This window comes from Neisseria weixii (assembly GCF_042658245.1).
Classification (GTDB): Bacteria; Pseudomonadota; Gammaproteobacteria; order Burkholderiales; family Neisseriaceae; genus Neisseria; species Neisseria weixii.
In genome coordinates this window covers 48,352-72,974 of the sequence record NZ_JBHSPY010000012.1, presented here as the reverse complement: position 1 = coordinate 72,974, position 24,623 = coordinate 48,352, and the positions used below count along the sequence as shown (strand labels likewise).

Annotated in this window: 25 protein-coding genes and 1 pseudogene; 10 read left to right on the top strand and 16 right to left on the bottom strand. The window is 47.7% G+C overall.

Going from position 1 to position 24,623, the window contains the following annotated elements:
- Positions 1-156: 156 nt before the first annotated feature.
- A complete protein-coding gene (locus tag ACFPVS_RS07670; RefSeq protein ID WP_096294646.1) occupies positions 157-1,068 on the bottom strand; it encodes a LysR family transcriptional regulator in 912 nt (303 codons plus the stop codon).
- 155 nt (positions 1,069-1,223) lie between these two features.
- Between ACFPVS_RS07670 and ACFPVS_RS07665 the strand changes: the two genes are divergently transcribed.
- The 6 genes and pseudogenes from ACFPVS_RS07665 to ACFPVS_RS07640 all read left to right on the top strand — a co-directional run.
- A complete protein-coding gene (locus tag ACFPVS_RS07665; RefSeq protein WP_096294645.1) occupies positions 1,224-2,348 on the top strand; it encodes an alpha/beta hydrolase in 1,125 nt (374 codons plus the stop codon).
- 82 nt (positions 2,349-2,430) lie between these two features.
- The gene (locus tag ACFPVS_RS07660; protein ID WP_378595553.1) at positions 2,431-2,895 is read left to right on the top strand and encodes a cyclophilin-like fold protein; all 465 of its coding nucleotides are present in this window, start codon (positions 2,431-2,433) and stop codon (positions 2,893-2,895) included.
- A 53-nt stretch (positions 2,896-2,948) separates the two neighbouring features.
- A complete protein-coding gene (locus tag ACFPVS_RS07655; RefSeq protein WP_096294644.1) occupies positions 2,949-3,602 on the top strand; it encodes a DNA alkylation repair protein in 654 nt (217 codons plus the stop codon).
- Between the two features lie 332 nt (positions 3,603-3,934).
- The gene (locus tag ACFPVS_RS07650; RefSeq protein WP_096294643.1) at positions 3,935-4,411 is read left to right on the top strand and encodes a hypothetical protein; all 477 of its coding nucleotides are present in this window, start codon (positions 3,935-3,937) and stop codon (positions 4,409-4,411) included.
- A 12-nt stretch (positions 4,412-4,423) separates the two neighbouring features.
- Complete coding sequence (locus ACFPVS_RS07645; protein ID WP_378595560.1) at positions 4,424-4,843, top strand: IS630 transposase-related protein; 420 nt, start codon at positions 4,424-4,426, stop codon at positions 4,841-4,843.
- Positions 4,844-4,870: 27 nt separating this feature from the next.
- A pseudogene (locus tag ACFPVS_RS07640) lies at positions 4,871-5,275 on the top strand (transposase); the annotation flags it as partial.
- Between the two features lie 113 nt (positions 5,276-5,388).
- Here ACFPVS_RS07640 and ACFPVS_RS07635 read toward each other — a convergent pair.
- The 8 genes from ACFPVS_RS07635 to ccoN all read right to left on the bottom strand — a co-directional run bounded on the left by ACFPVS_RS07635 (position 5,389) and on the right by ccoN (position 13,143).
- Positions 5,389-6,972, bottom strand: a complete 1,584-nt coding sequence (locus tag ACFPVS_RS07635) for an L-lactate permease (RefSeq protein ID WP_096294641.1) — start codon at positions 6,970-6,972, stop codon at positions 5,389-5,391.
- Positions 6,973-7,478: 506 nt separating this feature from the next.
- Positions 7,479-8,111, bottom strand: a complete 633-nt coding sequence (locus ACFPVS_RS07630) for a 7-carboxy-7-deazaguanine synthase QueE (protein ID WP_378595558.1) — start codon at positions 8,109-8,111, stop codon at positions 7,479-7,481.
- Positions 8,111-8,533 (bottom strand): 6-carboxytetrahydropterin synthase QueD, encoded by a 423-nt coding sequence (queD, locus tag ACFPVS_RS07625; protein WP_096294639.1) that lies wholly within the window; start codon positions 8,531-8,533, stop codon positions 8,111-8,113. Before queD ends, ACFPVS_RS07630 begins: the two co-directional genes overlap by 1 nt.
- 69 nt (positions 8,534-8,602) lie before the next feature.
- On the bottom strand, positions 8,603-9,262 hold the full coding sequence (queC, locus tag ACFPVS_RS07620; protein WP_373753787.1) for a 7-cyano-7-deazaguanine synthase QueC: 660 nt from the start codon (positions 9,260-9,262) through the stop codon (positions 8,603-8,605).
- 215 nt (positions 9,263-9,477) lie between these two features.
- Positions 9,478-10,878, bottom strand: coding sequence for a cytochrome-c oxidase, cbb3-type subunit III (gene ccoP, locus ACFPVS_RS07615; protein WP_096294638.1), 1,401 nt, complete (start codon positions 10,876-10,878; stop codon positions 9,478-9,480).
- A 30-nt stretch (positions 10,879-10,908) separates the two neighbouring features.
- A complete protein-coding gene (locus tag ACFPVS_RS07610) occupies positions 10,909-11,073 on the bottom strand; it encodes a cbb3-type cytochrome oxidase subunit 3 (protein WP_096294637.1) in 165 nt (54 codons plus the stop codon).
- A 4-nt stretch (positions 11,074-11,077) separates the two neighbouring features.
- Entirely contained in the window at positions 11,078-11,689 is a 612-nt protein-coding gene (gene ccoO, locus ACFPVS_RS07605) for a cytochrome-c oxidase, cbb3-type subunit II (RefSeq protein ID WP_096294636.1), read from the bottom strand.
- A gap of 23 nt (positions 11,690-11,712) precedes the next feature.
- Positions 11,713-13,143 carry a cytochrome-c oxidase, cbb3-type subunit I gene (ccoN, locus tag ACFPVS_RS07600; RefSeq protein ID WP_198345323.1) on the bottom strand — a complete coding sequence of 477 codons (1,431 nt, stop codon included), beginning with the start codon at positions 13,141-13,143 and terminating at the stop codon, positions 11,713-11,715.
- Between the two features lie 339 nt (positions 13,144-13,482).
- Here ccoN and ACFPVS_RS07595 point away from each other — a divergent pair, with 339 nt between their 5' ends.
- Positions 13,483-15,234 (top strand): M61 family metallopeptidase, encoded by a 1,752-nt coding sequence (locus ACFPVS_RS07595; protein ID WP_096294634.1) that lies wholly within the window; start codon positions 13,483-13,485, stop codon positions 15,232-15,234.
- Between the two features lie 55 nt (positions 15,235-15,289).
- Positions 15,290-15,730, top strand: a complete 441-nt coding sequence (locus tag ACFPVS_RS07590; RefSeq protein ID WP_096294633.1) for a TIGR01244 family sulfur transferase — start codon at positions 15,290-15,292, stop codon at positions 15,728-15,730.
- 367 nt (positions 15,731-16,097) lie between these two features.
- Here the strand turns inward: ACFPVS_RS07590 and ACFPVS_RS07585 are convergent, their stop codons facing one another.
- The 4 genes from ACFPVS_RS07585 to ACFPVS_RS07570 form a co-directional block, all read right to left on the bottom strand.
- A complete protein-coding gene (locus tag ACFPVS_RS07585) occupies positions 16,098-16,538 on the bottom strand; it encodes an ExbD/TolR family protein (protein ID WP_096294632.1) in 441 nt (146 codons plus the stop codon).
- 3 nt (positions 16,539-16,541) lie between these two features.
- Complete coding sequence (locus ACFPVS_RS07580; protein WP_123804269.1) at positions 16,542-17,201, bottom strand: MotA/TolQ/ExbB proton channel family protein; 660 nt, start codon at positions 17,199-17,201, stop codon at positions 16,542-16,544.
- Positions 17,202-17,287: 86 nt separating this feature from the next.
- Complete coding sequence (locus ACFPVS_RS07575; protein WP_096294631.1) at positions 17,288-18,181, bottom strand: energy transducer TonB; 894 nt, start codon at positions 18,179-18,181, stop codon at positions 17,288-17,290.
- 318 nt (positions 18,182-18,499) lie between these two features.
- Entirely contained in the window at positions 18,500-19,003 is a 504-nt protein-coding gene (locus tag ACFPVS_RS07570) for an Rrf2 family transcriptional regulator (protein ID WP_096294630.1), read from the bottom strand.
- A 166-nt stretch (positions 19,004-19,169) separates the two neighbouring features.
- Between ACFPVS_RS07570 and ACFPVS_RS07565 the strand changes: the two genes are divergently transcribed.
- Together ACFPVS_RS07565 and ACFPVS_RS07560 are read left to right on the top strand one after the other, a co-directional pair.
- The gene (locus ACFPVS_RS07565; RefSeq protein ID WP_198345322.1) at positions 19,170-19,547 is read left to right on the top strand and encodes a hemerythrin domain-containing protein; all 378 of its coding nucleotides are present in this window, start codon (positions 19,170-19,172) and stop codon (positions 19,545-19,547) included.
- Between the two features lie 74 nt (positions 19,548-19,621).
- Complete coding sequence (locus ACFPVS_RS07560; protein ID WP_096294628.1) at positions 19,622-20,779, top strand: NnrS family protein; 1,158 nt, start codon at positions 19,622-19,624, stop codon at positions 20,777-20,779.
- Between the two features lie 84 nt (positions 20,780-20,863).
- Here the strand turns inward: ACFPVS_RS07560 and ACFPVS_RS07555 are convergent, their stop codons facing one another.
- The 3 genes from ACFPVS_RS07555 to ACFPVS_RS07545 form a co-directional block, all read right to left on the bottom strand.
- Positions 20,864-21,736 (bottom strand): prephenate dehydrogenase, encoded by an 873-nt coding sequence (locus ACFPVS_RS07555; RefSeq protein WP_378595556.1) that lies wholly within the window; start codon positions 21,734-21,736, stop codon positions 20,864-20,866.
- Positions 21,737-21,993: 257 nt separating this feature from the next.
- Positions 21,994-22,788 (bottom strand): 3'-5' exonuclease, encoded by a 795-nt coding sequence (locus ACFPVS_RS07550; RefSeq protein WP_096294626.1) that lies wholly within the window; start codon positions 22,786-22,788, stop codon positions 21,994-21,996.
- Positions 22,789-23,520: 732 nt separating this feature from the next.
- Complete coding sequence (locus tag ACFPVS_RS07545; protein ID WP_096294625.1) at positions 23,521-24,390, bottom strand: lipid A biosynthesis lauroyl acyltransferase; 870 nt, start codon at positions 24,388-24,390, stop codon at positions 23,521-23,523.
- Positions 24,391-24,623: the final 233 nt, after the last annotated feature.

Below are 24,623 nucleotides of genomic sequence, written 5' to 3'. Positions count from 1 at the left end.
ACCCGATAAAGGGGCTGATTGGGGGAAATACGGACGGGAAACACGTCTGAAAATGAAAAAACGGTTACCTGATTGTTCAGGTAACCGTTTGGATGGGACGGCCGGTATTTCGCAAAGGTCTCGGCTTTTTTTATTCGGAAAAAAATTTAAACGACCTCAATCACGCTGAAACCTCGCCGCCAAAATTTCTGCCAACATATCAAACACCACACGCACCCGCGTCGGCGTAACGCTGCGTTGCGGCCGGTAAAGATACGCCACCCATTTTTGTTTTGGAATATCGGGCAATAATTCCACCAATTCGCCCTGGCGCAAATAAGGCTCACACAACCAATCGAGCACATAAGCTACCGCCCTGCCCGAGCGCGCCGCCGCCAGCGTGTTGTGTACAGTATTACCGATGCACACCGGTTTGGCCGGAAACAAACTTTGCTGATCGTTGAAATACCATGCCCAATAGCGGCCGTTGTTCAAATCATGCTCGGCATTGAGCGGGTAGCGTTTTTTCAAATCGTCCAAATCTTTCGGCAACCCGTATTCAGCCACCAATTCGGGCGCGGCGACAATCCGTTCCTGAACGCTGCCCAATTGCTTCACAATCAACAAACTGTCTGTCGGTGCTTGGCCTATGCGCACACCAATATCAATTTGCGCCTCCACCGCATTGACCCGCACGGTATTTTTCTGCCAGTCCAACACCAGCTTGGGATAGGCTTTCAGACGGCCTAATAATTCGAGCAACACATTCTCTTCATCAGGCAAATCCGGCACCGTCACCCTGACCATGCCGCCCATCTCTTCTTCTTTCCGTTTTTTGGCGGGGACAAACACACGCTCGCTTTCATCCAAAAGCTGCTGCGCCTGCGGCAGAAATTCTCGCCCGAAATCGGTCAATTTGGTTTGGCGCGTGTTGCGCTGGAAAAGCGGCTCGCCCAAATAATCTTCCAATTCCGCAATGACGCGGGTTACCACCGGCGGCGACACGGCCAAGCGGTTGGCGGCTTCTTTAAATTGCAGCGTTTCGGCGGCGGTGCAGAAAATTCGCAAGGCTTCAAGTTTGTTCAACATGATTTCTATTTTAGAAATTATCAAATCCAGTTTTATGAATATACATGAAATTAACTGCGGCCTACAATTGATTCATCGATAAGGCCACGCTTTTCAGACGGCCTACTGATTATCTTAAAAGGCCGTCTGAAAAACATTATTCCATAAGACAAAACATGAAACGAAACAACCTCAAAACCCTTGCTTCTTCCCTCATCGCAGGCGCATTAATGTTATCCGGTGCAGCTTCGGCTATAACCATCACCTCAATTAAAGGCGTAGAAACTATGCAACTGACACAAGAATGGGACAAAGTTTTCCCCAAATCCAACCAAGTCGAACACCACAAAGTCACCTTCAAAAACCGCTACGGCATTACCTTGGTCGGTGATTTGTATGTACCGAAAAATGCCCAAAGCCGTCTGCCTGCCATTGCCGTGAGCGGCCCGTTCGGCGCAGTAAAAGAACAATCCAGCGGCTTGTACGCGCAAAACTTGGCCGAACGCGGCTTTGTCACGCTCGCTTTTGACGGCTCCTACACTGGCGAAAGCGGCGGGCTACCGCGCAACGTGCCTTCGCCTGAAATCAACACCGAAGACTTCAGCGCGGCGATTGATTTCTTAGGCCTGCAAAACTTCGTCGACCGCGAAAAAATCGGCCTGCTCGGTATTTGCGGCTGGGGCGGTTTCGTGTTGAATGCCGCCATTGCCGACACGCGCGTCAAAGCCGTCGCCACCAGCACCATGTACGACATGACCCGTGTAGCGGCCAACGGCTATGAAATCACACTCGACCCCGACGGCCGATACGACCGCATTGCCGCGCAAAATGCCGAGACGCGCTACAAAATGAAACAAGACATGAACAACGCCCGTTGGGAAATGGCACAAAACGGCTATGCCACCCTGCTGCCTGCCAACAACCTGCGCAAAGAAGATTTCACCGCCGACACCGCGCAATTTATCCGCGAATATTCCGACTTTTACACCACCCAACGCGGCTTCCACCCACGCGCCGTCAATTCCGATCCCAAAGGCTCATGGACGGTAACCGGCATGCTGCCGCTGATCAACATGCCGATTCTGCAATACGCCGCCGAAATGCGCACACCGGCCTTAATCGTACACGGCGAAAAAGCGCACAGCCGCTACTTCAGCGAAGATGCCTTCAAGTCTTTAGGCAGTAAAAACAAAGAGCTGTATATCGTACCGGATGCCACTCATGTGGATTTATACGACAACGAAGCAGGCAAAATTCCGTTTGATAAATTCGAACAGTTTTTTAAAGCCAATTTGAAATAAGCAACATGCCGTCTGAAAGAATATACTTTTCAGACGGCATGTATTTTCAGGCTACCTGAAACCCTATTGGATTGGAAAAACAATGAAAATATTACTGCTGTCAGCCGCCCTGCTTCTCAACGCTTGCCATGCGCAAACGCCCAATCACCCGCCTGCACAGGAACAAACCATGAAAACACCCACCGCCCAATCTGCCCGCATCATCGTCAATCATCAGCCTTTTGAGATAGAACTGGCAAACAACCCCACCGCCCAAGCGTTCGCCGAATTACTGCCGCTTGAATTATCCATGAAAGACCATTTGGGCAATGAAAAATTTGCAGCCCTGCCCAAATCATTGCCGAGCGATGATAAACGCGCAGGACAAATCCATGCGGGCGATGTCATGCTTTACCAAGGCAAGACGCTGGTGGTATTTTACGAAAACTTCCATAGCAATTACCGCTATACGCGCATCGGCAGAATCACCCAAACAGATACTTTGCAAAACGCTTTGGGAAGCGATGGGGTGAATGTTTCTGTTGAATCAGGCCGTCTGAAAGATTAATTTCAGACGGTGTTTCGGCAGAAATCGGCATTCCGCTGTCACAGAAAACAATTATGTTAGAACAACTTATCATTCAACTGTACCAAAAGAAAAATACCCGGCAAGCTGTACAGATGGCGGCGTATATGAGGAATCAGTTCCCGTTTTTAGGTATCCGAACGCCCGAACGGAAAAAATTGTGCACCGCCTATTTCAAGCAGGAGAAAGCGAAAAAGCATATTGACTGGCAAGCTGTCGAACGCCTTTGGGCATTGCCGGAGCGTGAATTTCAATACATTGCCGCCGATTATTTGCGCATCATGCAGTCGTTTTTGACCGAGCAGGATTTGTCCCGTTTGCAAAAACTGGTCATCACCAAATCGTGGTGGGATACGGTGGATAACTTGGATCGAACCATTGGAAATATCCGCTTTCCCTGCCAAACCGTCGATGACGCAATGTTGGCGTGGAGCAAGGCGGACAATATCTGGTTACGCCGTGTGGCCATTAACCATCAGCTTTTACGCAAAGAGAACACTAAACCAGATCTGTTAAAACGGATTTTACTGAACAACCTCAACCAAACCGAGTTTTTTATCAATAAGGCAATGGGCTGGATTTTGCGTGATTATTCCAAAACCAATCCCGAATGGGTGCGGACGTTTATCGCCGAAAACAAAGCAGGCTTGTCCCAATTGACTATCAGAGAAGCAGAAAAGTATTTGTAGCCCTGTAGGTACGGTTAAGCCGCCGCAAACGGCGTAATCATACGACAGACTGTGAATGTTTAAAAAAAGCCATGCGCCCGGCAAGCGTGCGTACGGTTACGCTTTGCTTGGGCAAAGCTGACCCGTATCTAAGGCAATAACGCCATGGTTTGGCGTGAACAGGCCGTCTGAAAGTGATGTTTCAGACGGCCTGTTTGTTTTTGCATGGCTCACAAGCAGTCAAACTTTCCCGGAATTTTGTAAAGGGAAAAGGATACATGTTAAAGTAAATTCACAAACCTGCGACGGCACCCGCTTGTAGTGCTGCTGAAAACACGGTAAGGAAGACGCCTATGTCCGACAATTTGTACACCAAACTTATTGCCCAAGCGACACTCGCCCCGTCAGGACACAACACCCAGCCTTGGCGGTTCGACATACAAGACGACGGCACAATTTGCATAACGCCCGATTTACGCCGCGCCTTGCCGATTGTAGACGGCGACAACAGAGAGCTTTTTATCAGCTTGGACTGTGCCGCCGAAAACCTTGCACTTGCCGCGGGCGAGCAAGGCTATGCAACCCAAGTCCACAGTAACGAAACCACGGGCAGCATCCGCATTCATTTGGAAAAACAAGCCGTTGAACCTAATCCGCTTGCCGCCCAAATTGCACGCCGCCAACCCAACCGCAGCCTGTATTCCGCCCGGCGCATTCCTGATGACGTGGTTGCCCGCTTGCAGCAAATACCCGCCGAAGCGGGCACGCACGTCTGTTTATACGCCAACGGAACCCCTTCTTACGCCGAAATCGGCAAATATAGCAAATAAACATATTCTCCGATACAATTCCCCCATGGCCTGTTCAGAAGACTTCAAACAACCCGTACTCAAAAAACTCCGTCAAGGACGGTTCGCAGAGCCGCAAAAGAATCCGGCATCACCATCTCCACCATCACGCTTTGGAGACGCCCTCCGGCTCCCCAAGCCCCTCCAAAGCAACGGAAAACCCGCAAAATCAGCGCCCAGGCACTGCTCGAAGATGTCGGGCGTTATCCTGATGCCTATTGCTGTGAAAGAGCGCAACGCTTTGGCTGTTCCCATACCGCCATACACAAAGCATTAAAGCGATACGGCATCAGCTGCAAAAAAAAGACCAACCGCCATCCGAAAGCCGGCAGAAGGCTCAGAAAAAACTTCCTGAAGTTACTGCACCGCTACATCCGCCGTAACCGTCCGGTTGTTTGTTCAGACGGGAGCTGATTCGGAAAATCCTGTTACCGGCCTTACGCTTATGCGCCAAAAAGCCGGCGTTGTTATGCGCTTCATGATTGGCAGGGGCATCATCAGACCAATGCCGTTGGAGCGTTATTTCACGGCAAACTGTTTGCCGTCGGGCTGTTTGGTTGCAGTATTGACCGCCGGATATTTGACGCTTGGGCGGAGCGGGTTTTGATTCCGGAGCTGCCGCAAAACAGTGTGGCGGTGATGGATAATGCGGCGTTTCATAAGGGTAAGGCAGAAGCCTTGCTGAAGGAAAAGGGGCATACCGTGTTATGGCTTCCGCCCTATAGTCCCGATCTGAATCAGATAGAGAAAAAGCGGGCTTGGATTCGGGCTTGGATTAAAGGTGTTGGGAATCGGCTGAGAATGGCGGATGTGGATTGGCTATTTCAGGCGTGTATCGATAAATAAGTTTATTTGCTATATTTATTCCCTTCTCAAAATTTCATCGGCCAATCATATCCAAAATAAAAAATGCCGTCTGAAACTGTTCAGACGGCATTTTGATGGTTTTAGTAACCCGATTACATGAAGAAAATCAGCGCTGCCAAGACGGCAATCACCCCATAAATCGTCATAGGAATCACAGTTTTCTTAATAATTGCGCCTTCGGATTTGTCGATACCCAATACACTACACACGGCAATAATGTTGTTGATGCAAACCATATTGCCCATAGCACCACCGACCGACTGCAAAGCCAAAATCAGCGTCACCGACAAGCCGGTATCCAAGGCGATTTGCTGCTGAATCGGACCGAAGGTCAGGTTGGATACGGTATTCGAACCTGAGAAGAATGCACCGATGGCGCCCAAATAAGGCGAGAAGTAAATCCAGTTGTCACCGGCCATCGCCGCAAATTCTTTACCGATGATTTTTACCATCGAATCATCGCCGCCGACCATCATCAGTTTCACCATAATCAGCGCGCCCATCAAGGCAAGCAACGGTTTTTTGGTTTGGTTGAAAGTGCCGACATAGAATGCCCACGCATCTTTGAATTTGGTTTGATACAGCAGGATACAGATCCATACGGTAATCACAAACGGAATCCAAGCAGGGACATACAGGGTTTGGTATTTTTCCGATACGGCTTCGCCGAAAATATTACCAAACACAATCGTCAGCGATTGGGTAACGGTAATGTCGCTCAATCCCGGCAGCGAGAAGCTGAACCACGGTTCGCTGCTGGTGAGCAAGCCTTTGATGCCAAGCTGTTTGATACGGGTAATGACCAACATCCCGATCAGCATGCCCAATGGCGCCAATGCTTTGGCAACTTGGACAAACGGTACTTTCTCGACATTCGTATCTTTCGGATAGTCTTTGCTCAAGCCCCAACTGTGATTGGCGGCAAATACGGAAATCAACAGACCAATCGCACCGGCCACCAATGATGGAAACTCTTCATTGATCATCGCCAAAGCCACGTAAGGAATGGTACAGGCCAAAATGCTGATGTACACAAAGACGATGTTTTTGCGGATTTCCGCCCACGGCACGATAAAGCTCAGACCGATGACCGGGATAATGAAACCGGCGAAGAAATGCATGATACCGGTTTGCCTACCGATTTCGAGAATGTTTTCCGGCGTCAGATTCAACGGAGCGAAGCCGAACCAGGTTGGCGTACCGACTGCACCGAACGATACCGGAACCGAGTTCATCACCAAAGTGAAAATGGCCACTTTCAAAGGATTGAAACCCAAACTCATCAGAATCGGCGCAGCAATCGCGGCAGGCGTACCGAAACCGGAAGCACCTTCAATCATAAAGGCAAACGCCCAGCCGATAATCATCAGCTGCGCCACCGGATTCGGGTTGATGTTGGCCAGCCATTTGCGGATTATGTCGATACAGCCGGTGGTTTCCATCATGCGGTTGAACATAATTGCGCCGAAAATCACGGTTATCGGCGTTAAAGTCGATACCAGGCCGGAAGCGGCGGTGGCGTTCAGCAGCATAAAATCATCGCCGAAATAGGCGATTTTGATCACATAGATCAACAGCGCCACAATCGGCAGCGCGATATAGGAAGGCATACTGTTTTTTTTCACCATCAGCCAAATCAGCAGGACGATGGGGAAAATACTGAGAAAAAGTGCCATACAAAAATCCTTGTATTACGTGTAAAGCATTCAATCAAGACAACCAAATAAAAAACGCTTGCCTTAATTCACTCTTAAACCTGCAGCTATTAAGGAAGCCTTGTTTAAAATTGGTCACACCAATTTACTTATTATGCCGATTACTTTACGTAATCCTATGTAAGCGGTCAAGTTTTTTCTGATTACTGTTAGATAAACCCATCAAAATGCAAAGAATTATTTGAAAAATTAATATATTATTATAAATACTTCAAAAGTATTAGATCGGATACGAAAATATTTTTAAAACCTGTCTGCTATGGTTAAACATAAATGTTGATGTATTTTCAACAATGAATTAAAAGTATTCATAAATATTATTTGATTATCAAATAATATTCATAAAATAATTAAAATTTCTGAAGAGATACTATAAAAGAACTACATCTCAATACTCATCTACCCTTAAACACACATCATGCCGTCTGAAATGTACTTCAGACGGCATTGATTATGAATTTCAGCGCTTATTCCATTTCTGCCCATTTATGTGTTTGCACACTTAATTGCCAATGTACAAGCGCATTGGTGCGGCTGTTGAGCAAACCTATTTGGCGGATGGTGTCGTAAATATTCATTTCGCCGTTTCGCTCGCAAGGCGACAAATAAAAATGCTCGGCCTGGATTTTCTGCTCGATTTGTTCGCAAAAGGCCAACACATCACCGTCGGCAACCACCCGCACTTCATCGGCCTTTTCAATACAGCTTCTGGCATATTTATCTGCGTAACATGCTTTTGGGCTGGTGGCGACAAAATCGATTTGCGGCGATACCGGATTGAGACCATTGGTTTCCATGCACAAATAATAACCTGCTGCTTTGAGCGCATTGAGCAAGGTATCCAAATGCGGCTGAATAGTTGGTTCACCGCCGGTAATGATGATGTTGCGCGCGCGGTGGTTTTTCAGACGGCCTAAAATCTCGTGCAGACTCATCATTTCAAAGCACAGATAATCCGTATCACACCACGAACAAGCCAAGTTACATTTGCCCAAGCGGATAAAAATAGCGGGCATACCGGTGTTGTATCCCTCGCCTTGCAGGCTTTCAAATATTTCAACAATACGGTATTGCGGATTAATAGGCTCAATTGATACCATCATGCTCCCTCATATTCAGCGCAGGAAGTTGGCGTTTCCCAGAGCTTGACGCTGCACACTTTTAAGCCGGCGTGCTTTAATCGCACAAACATCTCTATGCTCATGTTTTCGGCGGTGGTACGGCAATTTAAGCGCAAGGTTTTCATGTTCCAGCCGTCTAATAAAGCGGCGATTTGGCTTTCGCGCTCATTGCGGCCATCATAGATAAAGGCATGATCAAAGGGGGCGATGATTTCTTGTTTGACAATGGTTTTTAAATCAGTGAAATCCATCACCATGCCGTCTTTGGCACCGCCTTGAATCAGGCCGTCTGAAACGGTGATTTCGAGTTTGTAGGTGTGCCCGTGTACGTTTTGGCACTTGCCATCGTGACCATCAAGCATATGTGATGAATCGAAAGAAAAGATTTTGGTGATTTTCATGATGTATTCTTTGAGGCCGTCTGAGCATTCAGACGGCTTTTGTTATGGAGAGAATGAAGAAGAATGTGTTCAGACGGCCTGTTTGCCCGCCAGATATTCCTGCAAACCGCGTTCACGCAATACACAGCTCGGACATTCACCGCAGCCGCCGACCACACCGTTGTAGCAGGTATGCGTTTGCTCACGGACATAATCCAAATAACCCAACTCATCGGCCAGTGCCCATGTTTGTGCTTTGGTGAGATACATCAAAGGCGTGTGGATTTGAAAATCATAATCCATCGCCAAATTGAGGCTAACGTTCATGGATTTGACGAACACATCTCGGCAATCGGGATAGCCGGAAAAATCGGTTTCGCAAACGCCAACAATGATGTGTTTAATGTTTTGACCTTTGGCATAAATAGCAGCATACATTAAAAACAAGGCATTGCGCCCATCGACAAACGTATTCGGCATGCCGTTAGCGGCCGTCTGAATGTCTGCGCCCTCTTCCATCAAAGCATTATGGGTAATCTGCCGCATCAGGCTTAAATCCAACACGGTTTGCGCAATGCCCAAATCTTGGGCAATCCAATGCGCACGTTCCAACTCGATGGAATGCCGTTGACCGTAGTGAAAAGTGATGGCTTGGACATTGGCGCGGCCATACGTTTGAATCGCCTGAAGCAGACAGGTAGTAGAATCTTGACCACCGGAAAAAATGACCAAGGCTTTTGGATTGTGCATATTGATTCCTAGTTTTGGTATCGCGGGAGGGTTACGAACCGCGTAAAATCATAAGAAAACCGTCTTTTCAGACGGCCTCTAAAATGGGTTGATTATAACCGATTTTTCAAACAACCTTGTAGGCTTTATACCTGATTCGCTTAATAAGGCCGTCTGAAAAACGGATGATTTAAGAAAAGAAAGCCACTCTTTCGAGTGGCTTTCTCATCAGAAGCTTAACCTTCCAATTTCACTTCTACACGACGACCTTGAGCGTCATTGCCTTGTGCGGCAGTAGTGTTTTCAGGTTTACGCAATTCGATGTTTTCTGCTTTTACGCCTTGTGCTTCAAAAAATGCCTGAACTGCTTGGGCACGTTTTTTAGATAATTCGGCATTCGCTGCAGCGTTACCGGTGCTGTCGGTATAACCGCTTACAACCAAACGCTTGCCTTCTTTAGCAGCTTTAACCAAATCAGCCGCTACCGTTTCCGCATTAGCAGCTACATCGCTTTTACCGGTTGCAAAGAAGAATACTGCGCCATCGTTTGCATTGTAAGTCACTTCAGCAACGTCAGCGGCCGGTGCAGCATTGTCAGTCGCAGCAGGTGTACTGGCAGCAGAAGCTGCTTCAGTTGCAGGAGCGGAAGCTTCGCTGGCAGCAGCCGGTGCCGGAGCGGCAGCTGGTTCTGCTTTTTTCGCCGGTGCTTTACCGTCTTTGTTAGACAAACCCCAAACATAAGCGGTCATGATGTGCAATTTATCTTTATCCAAGAAATTACCCCATGCCGGCATTTGATTGTGACGACCGCTGGTAATGGTTTCGATAATCGCTTTTTGCGTACCACCCCACAACCAAACGTCATCGGTCAGGTTAGGGCCTAAACTTTGAATACCCTGACCTTTGTCACCGTGACAGGTGAAACAGTTGGCCGGTGGGCCGCTAAACAAAGCCTGACCGCGGGCAGCACGTTCTTCATCATATTGGTCTTTACCTTTAGACAAAGACATTACATAGTGTGCAACGTCTTTCACGCGCTCCTCACCCAACTGCGGACCCCATGCAGCCATCACGCCGGTACGGCCTTTTTCGATGGTTTCAGAGATTTTCTCAGGCTCGCCACCCCACAACCAGTCGTGGTCTGTCAAGTTAGGAAAACCTTTAGAACCTTTGGCATCCGAACCATGACATTGGATACAGTAGGTATCAAACATGTTTTTACCGATTTGTTGTGCTTGCGGATCTTTCGCCACTTGTTCAATCGGCATTTTGGCAAACTTAGCATACAGCGGTTGGTATTGCTCGTTTGCTTTGGCTACTTCTTTTTCGTATTGGTTGTGACTGGTCCAATTCAAAATACCTTTCCAGTCGCCCACACCCGGATACAGCACCAAGTAAGCGGCACCGAAAATCCAAGTGAAGACATACAACCAAAACCACCAACGTGGCAACGGATTGTTATATTCTTCAATACCGTCCCATTCATGGCCTGTGGTTTCAACTTCTTCACCTTTTTTCGGCTGTTTCACCACATTTTGTGAGAAAAGCAGCCAAGCCAAACCGATAAAGCTGAGCAGGACAATGGCGGCAATGTATATGTTCCAGAAATTACTGGTAAATTGGGATGTTGTGTTCATTCTTTTGCTCCGTGACCACGGATTAACCGGTTATCGCCCGTTTTTATCAGACGCATCTTCATTATTATCAAAAATACTTCTGGCTGCTTCATCATAATTCTGCTTATTGCGTCGACTGAACACAATATAGATGACCAGCATGAAGCTGACAAAAATCAGCAGCGTGAAAAGTGAGCGAATCCAGTTAATATCCATGATGTTACCTTACGTTTTTCAATGCCAAGCCTAAGCCTTGCAAGTAGGCAATCACTGCATCCAGCTCAGATTTGTTAGCTAACATTTCCGGCGCTTTTTGCAATTCTTCGTCGCTGTAAGGCGTACCTACGGCGCGCAATGCTTTCATACGCGCCACAGTTGCTTCAGCGTCTACTTTATTGCGCGCCAACCATGGGAATGCCGGCATGTTAGACTCAGGAACCACATCACGCGGATTCAGCAAGTGGATACGGTGCCATTCGTCAGAATAACGGCCGCCAACACGTGCCAAATCAGGGCCGGTACGTTTCGAACCCCATTGGAACGGACGGTCGTAAACAGACTCACCGGCAACCGAGTAATGGCCGTAACGCTCGGTTTCTGCACGGAAAGGACGAATCATTTGTGAGTGGCAGTTGTAACAACCTTCACGCACATAGATATCACGACCCGCTACTTGAAGCGCATTGTAAGGTTTCACACCCGGAGCAGGTTCGATGACTGCTTTCGTGCCAAACAAAGGCACAACTTCAATCAATAAGCCGAAACTGATCACAATTACAGTGAAAATAATCAGAAAGCCGACTTTTTCTTCAGCTAATTGTTGTAATTTCATTTGGTAGCCTACTTTCTTGTTATTTAGTGGTGTTGTTGAGAAACCGCAGGAATCTCAGCTTCAACAGGTTTGCCACTGATTGCAGTACGGTAAACGTTGTACGCCATGATACACATACCAGCCAAATACATCAGACCACCTACTACACGGATTGCATAATAAGGCATGGTACGTTTTACAGACTCAACAAATGAGTAGGTCAAAGTACCGTCGTCATTCAACGAACCCCACATCAAACCTTGCATTACACCGGCAATCCACATCGCAGCGATGTACAACACCACGCCGATGGTTGCAATCCAGAAGTGTGCTTCGATCAATTTCACGCTGTGCATTTGGGTTTTACCAAACAGGCGCGGAATCAGGTAGTAAATCGAACCGATGGTCACAAAACCCACCCAACCCAATGCACCGGCGTGTACGTGTGCAACTGTCCAGTCGGTGTAGTGGCTCAAGGCGTTAACGGTTTTGATCGACATCATCGGACCTTCAAAGGTCGACATACCGTAGAAAGACAGGGAAACGATCAAGAATTTCAAAATCGGGTCGGTACGCAGTTTGTCCCACGCGCCAGACAAGGTCATAATACCGTTGATCATACCGCCCCAAGACGGCGCGAACAGAATCAGCGACAAGACCATACCCAAAGATTGTGTCCAGTCAGGCAATGCGGTGTAATGCAAGTGGTGAGGACCTGCCCACATGTAAGTGAAAATCAATGCCCAAAAGTGAACGACAGACAAACGGTAAGAGTAAACCGGACGGCCTGCTTGTTTCGGAACGAAGTAATACATCATGCCCAAGAAGCCTGCAGTAAGGAAGAAACCCACTGCATTATGGCCATACCACCATTGAACCATGGCATCGATGGCGCCGGCATACACAGGATAAGATTTCATAAAGCCGACAGGAATGCTGATGTTGTTCACAATATGCAGCAAGGCAACGGCTAAAATAAAGCCGCCATAGAACCAGTTGGCTACATAGATGTGTTTGACTTTACGTTTGGCGATGGTGCCGAAGAATACAATCGCGTAAGCCACCCATACCAAAGTAAGCAGGATATCGATTGGCCATTCCAACTCAGCGTATTCTTTACCTTGGGTAAAGCCCATCGGCAATGTAATGACTGCCGCTACAATAACGGCTTGCCAGCCCCAGAAGGTAAATGATGCCAACCAGCCGCCAAACAGGCGGGTATTGCAGGTACGCTGTACCACATAATAAGAAGTGGCAAACAGACCACAGCCGCCGAATGCGAAAATCACCGCATTCGTGTGCAATGGACGCAGACGGCCGAAGTGGAACCAAGGTCCGATTTCAGATAAATTCAGAGCCGGCAAGTATAATTGGGCAGCGACAATCACACCGACCAACATACCCACAATGCCCCAAACTACAGTCATGATGGCGAACTGGCGCACCACTTTGTAGTTATAAGTTTGTGTGTCCATGGGAGTCTCCATAAATTATGGGAATTGAAAATTTTTGTTTTACCTGCCCGAATGTTTCCTACGTTCCCACAAAAAACACTAAGGCAAAGTGTAAATTTTTTCTAAATTTAACATATATACAGGATTGAGCCAAGCAATATTACATTTATTCTACTCCGTCAACCTTACTCTTTTAAAAATAAATTTATTTAATAATCAATTAGTCAAATTAAACTCATTCCGGTAAAAGGTATTCAGATTTTTCAAGCATCGTTTTTTTAAAGGCTTTTTGATGTAAATTAAATATCTGACACTGCATATCAAAGTAATTCATTAATTTTAACAAACCAAGCAATAGATATGATTAATTACAAAATTTCCTTCCAGACCTTAAGCCATGAATATCAAATTACATTGAGTTTCAATCAAGACAATGATTTACCTATTGAATTCAGTCTGCCCAACTGGGTGCCGGGCAGCTATCTGATTCGTGATTTCTCCCGACACATCACGCAGCTAAGTGCTTCTTGTGATGGAGAGGCTGTTGCATTGACGCAATTGACCAAGAATAAGTGGAGCGCAAACGGTTCAAAAGGCGAGTGGCAAATTTGCTACACCGTTTATGCTTTTGATTTATCTGTTCGCGGCGCATTTTTAAGCACTGAGCGGGGCTTCTTCGACGGTGCCTGCCTGTTTTTGAAAATTCATGGCTTTGAAAACTTGCCGCACAGCGTTACTTTGCAAGATTTCCCCGGCCAATGGCAAATCGCCACGACCCTGCCCCAAACCGCCGCACGGCATTTTCAGACGGCCTCTTATACTAATTTAATCGACCATCCCGTCGAAATGGGCAGGATTGAATTTCTAGACTTCACCGCTGCCGGCATTCCGCACCGTATTGCCTTGAGCGGCTTTTACCGCGAGTTTGACCGCCGACGGTTTGTGAACGATATTCAAAAAATCTGCGAAACCGAATTGGCGATGTTCCCTGAACCGGCGCCATTTCAAGAATACCTGTTTATGCTGCACGTCGGCGGCAACATCTACGGCGGCCTCGAACACATCAGCAGCACCGCCCTTCTGGCTGACCGTAACAGCCTGCCGTCGCACAATATGAGCAACCCCAACGAAGCCTACACCCAATTGCTCGGCCTGTTCAGCCATGAATATTTTCATGCGTGGAACGTGAAATCGATTAAGCCCGAAGCATTTGTGCCTTACAATCTCAACCAAGAAAACTACACCGAGCAGCTTTGGGCGTTCGAAGGCATTACCTCTTATTATGATGATTTGTTCCTGGTACGCAGCGCCGTGATTGACAGCAATGCATATTTAAACCTGCTCGGCCAATCAATTACCCGTGTGCAGCAAACCAAAGGCCGTCTGAAACAGACCCTGGCCGAATCCAGCTTCACCGCATGGAACAAGTTTTATAAACAAGATGAAAACAGCAGCAACGCCATCGTCAGCTATTATCAAAAAGGCGCACTGGCGGCATTGTGTCTGGATTTGCTGATCCGCAAAAAAAGCGGCGGCAAACATTCGTTAGACAGTGTCATGCAGCAGCATTACCGCGATTGGATCAACACCGGCCAAGGTATTCCCGAAAAACAATGGCAAGTACGCTGCCGGCAAATCACCGGCTTGGATTTGCAATCGTTTTTTCAGACGGCCTTATACAGCACCGGTGACCTTCCCTTACAAGAATGCTTGGCACATGTCGGCGTGGCATTGGACTGGCAGCCTTTGCCGCGCAGCCACGGTGGCGGTTTGGCAGACGAAGCAATTTGCGTAAAACCGGCCGGTGATTTCGGCGCGCGTTTCAAACAAAGCGGGGACAGCGCTACGCTGACGCATGTGTTCAACGGCGGCAGCGCGGAAAACGCGGCTTTGTGTCCGCAAGACAAAATCATCGCGCTCAACGGTTATGCCTGCACCGACTTGGCCGCTCAATGGGCGCAATTGGCTGTCGGCGAACACGCCACGCTGCACTTTTTCCGCAGCGGCGTGCTGCAACAAACGCACATTACCGTGCAAGCCGCGGAAGCAGATACGGCTTTGTTGAAAGTCACTAATCAAGATTGGCTGGATAAATGGTTGTTTAACCGCTAAGCTTTCAGACGGCCTGATAAAAGCCGTCTGAACAATTGATAAAAGGAATGGAATCATGGCTATTTTGAAATTGAGCGAACAATTATACGTGTCGCCGCAACTGTCGGAACAAGATGCAGAAGAGGCCGCCCGTTTGGGCATTCAAACCGTTATCTGCAACCGCCCCGACGGCGAAGAAGACCATCAACCTTCTACCGCGCAGGTTCTACAATGGTTGGCGGCAGAAGGCATTACGTCTTTCAAGCACCAGCCTGTTACCGCGGCTGGTATTTCCGCCACCGATGTCGCCGTATTCCAAGATTTAGTACAGCAAGCCGACAAGCCCGTATTGGCCTACTGCCGCACCGGCACACGCAGCTTATTGCTCTGGGCATACCATCAAGTGCAAAACGGCATGAGCGTTGCCGAAGCCAAAGCAGCCGCGGCCAAAGCAGGTATTGACTTAAGCAATTTTGAATCACGTTTGCAGGATGCTGCCGAGCATAAATCAGCTTAATCCGGCAGCATAAAAGGCCGTCTGAAACGTTTCAGACGGCCTTTCCATTGTTTTTTTTCAAATCAAAAATCCTGCTGCGTAGCCATCATTACGGCCATGTGCACCAAACCAAATGCGATGGAAAGCAGCACGGACAACAAAACCGCAACCATCAGCCATAAACTCACATCCAATAAGGTCATGTTTGTACTCCTTCTTCATCAGGCAGGCTTATTTTAGTCGGCTAATGTTGCAAAATTTTGACTTTCAAATCATACAAACAGGCCGTCTGAAAGTTTAGACTAAACACTCAAAGTTTTAGTTCAATTATTCTTTCAGACGGCCTATTAAATAGATGGGCGGAGATTTTTGCGAAGCTCTCCAACTGTTATTCTGCTTTGGTTTCTGTGACAAAACCGATTTTACTGATACCGGCAATTTGTGCAGCTTCGAGCGCCTTTTCAACATACTCATATGCTACACTTTTATCCGCAGCGATAGCCAAAATAGTATTTTCGTTTTTTGACTTTTCTTCTTTCAAACGGGCCGTTACACCGTCAAAAGTCACTTTACTATCTGATTCTGCACCTAGATAATAGCTGCCATCCGGCGCAACGGTTAAACGTAAAATATCTTTTTGCGCAGGCTTCTCTTTCTGGACAGCCTGCTCCGAAGCGGTCGGTAACGTCAACGGAATCGAATGCGTCAGCACCGGCATGGTAATCATAAACACAATCAGCAACACCAGCATCACATCGACCAAAGGGGTCACGTTGATGTCAGACATCGGCGCGTCTTCATCACCGGAATTCATTGAACCGAATGCCATATTTTAATCCTTTTGATTCAACAGACGAACGTGCAAATCATGCGCGTAAGCGTCTAAGTCTTGGGAAACCGTTTTTTTACCGCGGGTTAAGAAGTTGTAAGCCAACACCGCCGGAATCGCCACAAACAAACCTGCCGCAGTCGCCACCAAGGCTTCACCAATCGGGCCTGCTACCGCAGCGATGCTCATTTGGCCGCTTTCACTGATGTTAATCAACGCGTGGTAAATACCCCAAACGGTACCGAACAAACCGATAAACGGCGCGGTGGCGCCAATCGATGCCAAAGCAGTCATGCCACCGTCAAATTGACGCATGCTCTGATTCATGCTGGTGCGGATTTGGCCGGCTAAGAATTCATTCAGCGGCAATGCGTTGGCTAAGGTTTTGGTGGTGCTTTGACGATAATTGTCGTAAGCACGCACGGCATCAGCGGTCAGCATGCTGATCGGCGCATCAATATTTCTGACTTTCTGCACGGCATCGTTCAAAGTAAACGAATCCATTACCGCTTTTTTAGCAGCAGCATTACCTGCTTTAGCTTTGCGCAGCTTAACCACGCGCACGATCAAAACGCTCCACGTGACAATACTCATGATGACCATCAATAAAAATACACTGATTAAGACGTAATCGCCCGATTGAAACACTAATCCTAAATTCATGGTTTTTCCAAAATCAAATAAATAAATGAAAGATTTGGCGGTGGCCTGCTTAGCCTTAGGCCGCCGCATGACTGCTTTCAGACGGCTTATCCGCCCAAGCTGAAGCGCACCGGCACACGGTAGCTGGTCCACACATTGGTGTTGAAATGGCCGGATTTTGCTGCATTGCGCGCGGCACGGTCTAAACGTGACGAACCGCTGCTCTTGGCAACCGATACCGAAATAACTTTACCCCCCGGCGCCACCAACACATTCAACACAACAGTACCTTCTTCACCATTCTCTTGTGATAAAGAAGGATATGGCGGGGTCGGAATCGAACCGGTGGCCTGCACCGGATTGCTGCGGCTGCTGCCCGGACCACTACCGACGCCCGTGCCGCTGCCGTCACCGGAGCCGCTTTCACCTTTTTTACCGCCTGAACCGCTGCCACTGCCTTTTCTTTCGCCTTTGGCAGACGAACCACCTTTACCGGTCTCGCTGCCCGCTTTTTCAAACGCGTTACCGCCGGCTTTTTCCACCGGTTTTTCGGGTTTAGGATCTGGTGCCGGTTTCGGTTCAGGCTTGGGTTCAGGCTTGGGTTCAGGTTTTGGCTCGGGCTTAGGTTCCGGCTTAGGCTCGGGTTTTGGTTTGGTTTTTTTGACCGGTTTCGGTTTTTCTTTAGTTTGCTGCATATCCGCGTCTGCTTTTTTGGTAATCACCGGCTTAATCACGGGCTTCGCCTCTTCTACCGGTTTCGGCTTAGGTTTTGGCCCCGGACGAGGTTTAGGCTTCTGCGGCGGAGCCTGCACCGGAGCAGGCGCACCGGCACCTTCCGGTGCACCATCGCCGCCACCTAAATCTCCTAATTCAACAAACTCGATATGCGTCACGTCAACAATGTCAAGCTTATGGGCTTTCCATAATAAAGACATCAAGCCAATGTGCAAAAGAGCGACCACGGCGACCACCGTGGGGTTTAAAATTCGATCTTTTTTCATAGTATGCGCATGGTAATAGCAATTATTCCTGTTTGCAACTTATTTCTACACAATTCCGCCCTTTGACAGGCTTACTAATATTCAAACAACTACTTTAAAAATCAGATATTTAAAATAAAGGTAATACTTACTTTCATATCAACCCACAAAAACGGCTTTATTTCCGATAACGTATCGGGAATAAAGCCGTTGGAACGGATATGGATTTACCGGAGTACAGCGGTCACGTCTTTCATGCCAACTTAAAACTTAATCCGTTTAGGTGGCGGTATTTGAATTTAGTTCACCACATCAATACGAATATTCGGCTGCGCCACTTTATTCCGGCACACACTCAACTTCATCAGACACAGTAGTCGGCATGGTCTCTACTACTTCCTGCTCGGGCAAAATGTCGATTTTAGGAAAATACAGCAAATCATAGGTTGGCTTGTTCAACAAATCTTCCAGTGTAAAACCATCGAGATAGTTGAAAAACGATTTAATCGCGCCGCCAAGGATACCGGCCAAACGGCAAGAAGGTGTAATCAGACAATCATTGTTGTTTCCCATACATTCAACCAACTGCATAGGTTCCAAATGCCGTATCACAGCACCGATATTGATCTTGTCTGCAGTCATAGCCAGCTTTAATCCTCCGCCTTTTCCACGCACACTGGTCAGGAAGCCGCCTTTTACTAGAGCGGTAACCACTTTCATCAAATGACTTTTAGAAATACCATAAGTATCGGCAATGGTGCTGATGTTGACCAATGCATCATCGTTAATCGCGGTGTAGATTAAAACGCGTAGCCCATAATCTGTATGTTGGGTTAAATACATAACAATCTCTGTTCTGAATCGGGTTGTATTTGTTATTTAAAATCAGCCACCCTATTGTTTTATCATGCAGTTGGGGCGGTATGTATTTGACTTTATATGAAGTTAAGTTTCATAATATATGAAACTTATAAATTAATCCAGTAAAATCCGACACGAGCTGCCGATTATGAAACCATTAAAACGCCATCCCGCGCTGATTGAACTCTCGCGCGAACACCATCACTCTCTTTCTTTATGTGTGCGTATTTTGCGCACACCATCTGAAAGCCATCAAGCCGAAATCGAACCGCATTTTGTTGAATTGGCGCAACATTTCCAAGAAGAAGAAAACCAGTTCGCGCCGCATTGGCGGAATATTGCGCCCGAACTGCGCGCACGTTTTGAAAACGACCACGCCAAACTGCGCCAAATGATGGCACAACCCGATTACACCAGCGAGGCATGGAATCAAGAATTGGCCACCACCCTGCGCGACCATGCCCGCTTTGAAGAGCGCGAGCTTTTCCCTGCCGTTGAGCCTTACTTAGACGATGCAACGGCCTAAGCGGACAAATAAGGCCGTCTGAAACTTTTCAGACGGCCTATCCACTATCCACCATAATAATTCAAGGAACCACCATGAACGCACTGTTCAAACACCCCGTTTGGGCCATGGCTTTCCGCCCGTTTTACTCGCTGGCCGCCCTTTACGGCGCCTTGTCGATTTTACTGTGGGGCTTCGGCTATCAAGGCACACCCGAGCTGCCCGGCTTTTACTGGCACGCGCACGAAATGATTTGGGGCTACGCAGGCTTGGTGGTAATTGCGTTTCTGCTCACCGCCGTTGCCACTTGGACCAGCCAGCCGCCGACCCGTGGCGCGGTATTGGCCGGCTTAACCGCGTTTTGGCTTTTGGCACGCATTGCCGCGTTTATTCCCGGTTGGGGAGCGGCGGCCAGCGGTATTTTCGGTACAGTTTTCTTTTGGTATGGTGCGGTGTGCATGGCGTTGCCGGTGTTCCGTACCCAAAACAAGCGCAATTATGCCGTCGTCTTTGCCATCTTCGTGCTGGGTGGCACCCATGTCGCCTTTCACCGCCAACTCAGCCCGTTTGACCCCGCTGCCTTATTGGTCGGCCTGCAATCCGGTCTGATTATGGTGGCCGGTTTCATCGGCTTAATCGGCATGCGCATTATCTCGTTTTTTACATCCAAACGCTTAAATATTCCGCAAATCGCCAGCCCGCAATGGGTTGGCCATGCATCTTTGTGGCTGCCCATGTTGACTGCCATGTTGATGGCGCACCAAATGTTGTTGCCGCTGGCTGCCTTATTTGCCTTTACGGCTGGCGTTATCAACTTGGTGCAGGTGTATCGCTGGTGGCATAAAAATGTGTTGAAAGAGCCGATGCTGTGGATTTTGTTCGCCGGCTATTTCTTCACCGGATTGGGCTTAATGGCGGTCGGCATTTCCTACTTTACGCCGTCTTTCCTGAATCTGGGTGTACACTTAATCGGCGTGGGCGGCATCGGCGTGTTGACCTTGGGCATGATGGCGCGTACGGCACTCGGTCACACCGGCAATGCGATTTACCCGCCGCCGAAATCAGTGCCGGTCGCGTTTTGGTTGATGATTATTTCAACTTTGGTGCGCATTTTGGCTACCTTCGTTCACGGCACGGCTTACACCCACAGCATCCGCTTGTCGGCCGCACTATTTGCCGCCGCCCTACTGCTTTACGCGTGGAAATACATTCCTTGGCTGATTCGCCCGCGCGCCGATGGCAAACCGGGTTGAGTGGTTAGATTAAAGGCCATCTGAAAGAATTTACTTCTTTCAGATGGCCTTCTCGTTTTTCGGATTTTTCAGAAAGCCTGAAACCTACTGTCCTTTCAACCACTCATCGCGTGTGCTTTTGGCCTCTTCAAAGTAAGTATAAAGCGCCGCTTTGTTTCCGGTTGCCAGCAGCTGCTCCAAAGTATCCAATTGCCGACGGATACCGCCGATTAAATCTCGCAGGCTGTTTTTATTGGCCAAGCAAATGTCCGTCCAAATCGCCGGATGACTGGAAGCAATGCGGGTGAAATCTCTGAAACCGGAAGCGGCGAAGTTCAGATAAGCTTGTCCGTCGGGGTGGTCGAAAATTTCGTGCACAAAAGCAAAGGCCAACAAATGCGGCATGTGCGACACGGCGGCGAAAATGGCATCGTGCTCGGCAGCGCTCAAACGAAACGTTTTTGCGCCCACTGCCTGCCACAGCGATTCAAGCCGCTCAAGGCCGTCTGAATGCTCGTCGCCGTGCGGTGTGATAATCAGCTTTTTGTCTTGATAAAGACCGAATTGCGCTGCCAATGCGCCATGACGGTCGGAACCGGCTATCGGGTGCGCGGCGATACAGCGCGGCAAATGTTCGGGCAGATAAGTGCGGAAAGCTTCGACAGTGATTTGCTTGGTGCTGCCCACATCCGACACCAGCGCATCCGCCCACAAAAACGGCTTAATGGCCTGGCAAATCATCGGCAAGGTCGATACCGGCGTGGCAATCAACACCAAATCCGCCCCACCGATGCTCTCGGCATTGATTTCGGTAAACGCGGCGTCAATCACGCGTCGTTCTAATGCGCGGTCAAGATTTTCTCGGTTTAGATCTATGCCGACCACAGTTTCCACCAGCCCCAAGCGTTTCAAATCCAGCACAAACGAGCCGCCGATCAGCCCGACGCCGATAAGGGTGATTTGTTTGAGTGGGGTGATGGCAGACATAACAGGCGACAGCATGGATAAAAGAACGAGTTTACCTGATTAAGCGTTGGGAGTAAAAGGGCGACACCTTTGCACCTTAGATTTGAGTGCAATTTGAAGTTGCAGCAACACAGAAAGCGAGGGCATATCATGAAGATAGGCAAGCTTTCGAGCAGCGCATAACGAAGAAATGTGCCAAAGATAGGGATTTCGCACAGGTCTCAGGCCGTCTGAAACCGATTCCGTTTCAGACGGCCTGATTCAAACATTCATCGCCATTGGCCGACAAATTCCTGCCAATGCAGTTTATCCTCGGCTTGCTCCTTGAGATAATTTTTCATGCGCTTGACTTCGACTTCGTATTCATCGCTGTCCAAAGCACCGCTCATCAAGCGGAAACGCAGATACATCAAATAAGTATTGGCGGCATCGGTTTCGCAATAATCACGGATGTCTTTCAGACGGCCTTGATAATATGCTTCCCAAACTTGGCTGCCGTCCATACCCAATTTACCCGGAAAACCGCACAGCTTGGCCATATCGTCCAGCGGTACACTGGCACGAGGTTGATACAGCGCGAGCAAATCCATCAAATCGCAATGGCGGTTGTGATAGCGGCTGATATAATTATTCCATTTGAAATCGCGGCTGTCGCCGAAATCGCCCTCGCCCATGTCCCAATAACGCGCGGCGGCAATACCGTGTATCAGGGCGCGGTAATGCAATACCGGCAAATCGAAACCACCGCCGTTCCAACTCACCAGCTGGGGCGTATGGTTTTCAATCAGCTCGAAAAATTTCGCAATCACCGTCTCTTCGCTGTCTTCGATTTCGCCGATGGTACCGACATGGATTTTCTCGCTGCCCCAACGCATACAGCACGAAACCGCCACCACTTGATGCAGATGGTGCTGCATGAAATCGCTGCCGTTTTGTGCGCGCCGTTTTTGTCGGGCAAACAACACTACTTCGTCATCCGGCACGCTTTGCGGTAAATCGTAAAGCAAACGGATGCCGTTGACATCGGGAACGGTTTCAATATCAAAAGCGAGTATCGGGGTCATGGCATGCTCCTTGGGTCAGGATATGGGCATTGTGACACGAAGCCGTGGATAAAAAAAGAGGCAACCCCCCACAGGATTGCCTCAATACCTCAAATCAGAGATTTACGCTTCACAAACAATACAGGCTCTCGCCTGCGGCTTTATTAATGCAGCTCAACTCTGCATTAATAAACAGTCGTTTCATCGGCAGAATCTTGCCGCTAAAACGCCCGTTAAGGGAACTTGACGATATTCAAAACTTGCTTGGCTGAATATCTTGTAACTTTATGTAGTGAAATTTACGCGTTTTTAACGCACTTGCCAAGTCTTTTTTTGAAAAATTCGCTTTTCCTTCTAAAAATATAATATTTCTCTGAATATTTAAAAATATTAAAATAATTTCTATAATTTATTTTAAAAATATAAAATGCCGATTTTTATAAAATCTTACCTATCATATAATGAAACGTTAAATTCGATTTATTTTTTTATAATATGTTGTTTTTTTTAAAATATATTTAATTTAATATATTGATTAAATGTTCAATAAATATGAAACTTAAATGTTTCAGTTATTTGACAAAAATAAATCCGAAACTTTCAGACGGCCTGTTTATCGCTTTAAATAAAGGGGATTACCCTCCCTTTAATTACATACCTACATCAAATAAACATTCACTTTCTGCTCGATCAAACAGAAATAAAAAAGGTTCGGCAGTCACCGAACCTTCTATTTTTTGCAACTGTATGTAATCAATAAAAGCCTGCTTCACCTTCCGGACGGGTTTTAAAACGCTTGTGCAGCCAGAAATATTGCTCAGGAATTTCACGCACGCGCTCCTCGATGAAGTCGTTCATACGTTGGGTATCGGCAACTACATCCCTACTGGGAAAATCCTCCCACGGTTCGTAAAAACGCAAAGTCACGGTATTATCCGCCTCACGAAACGGAACCGCCGGAATCACTTTGGCTTTGGCCATACCTGCAATGCGGCTCAAACCGGTAATCGTGGCCGTCGGAACGCCGAAAAAATCGACAAAAATCGAATCATTGCGACCGAAATCCTGATCGGGCAAATAGAGAAAAGGCGCATCGCTTTTGCGCAAATATTTGATAATTGCGCGCAGGCCTTCCGTGCGGCCAATCAGAAACACATTATCGTAGCGGTGGCGGCCTTTTAAAATCTGCTCGTCCACCGCTTTGTTTTTCTGATGCGAATACATGCTGGTCAGCGGCACATCTTGGTTGAGTGTGTACACCGCCATTTCAAAGGCGGTAAAGTGCGGATAAAGCAAAATTACTTTTTCGCCCGATGCCAGCACATCATCCAGATAATGCTTGTTTTCATAGCGTACAAAACCGCGCAACCTCTCCGCCGGCGCATACCAATAAAGACCGTACTCAAACATCAGCTTGGCCATGTGCTGAAAATGGCGTTTCAACACAGCTTCACGCTTTTCACCGCTCCATTCGGAAAAACATTTTTCCAAATTAACCTGCCCGACTTTGCGGCGCGGTTTCACGACATAATACGCCAGCCAACCCACTGCGTCGGCGATTTTGTGTATCAGCTTAAACGGCAGAAGCTGCACCAGATACAAAATAAAAAAAGCAAATTTCATGTTTCAGACGGCCTGTGTATGAAGTGGCATCATTATAACAGCAAAGGCCGTCTGAAAATTTCAATACCGTATGCTATTTTTACTTCAGACAGCCTTTATCCATGAGATACGTGAGTAACATATCCCCATACAGGGTTCCGTTTTGGAAGCATAGGCCGATCTACAGTAGAAACGTATTTTAATGGAGCAAACTGCTAAATTCACAGTCATTTTTATAGACACAACTTGACGAA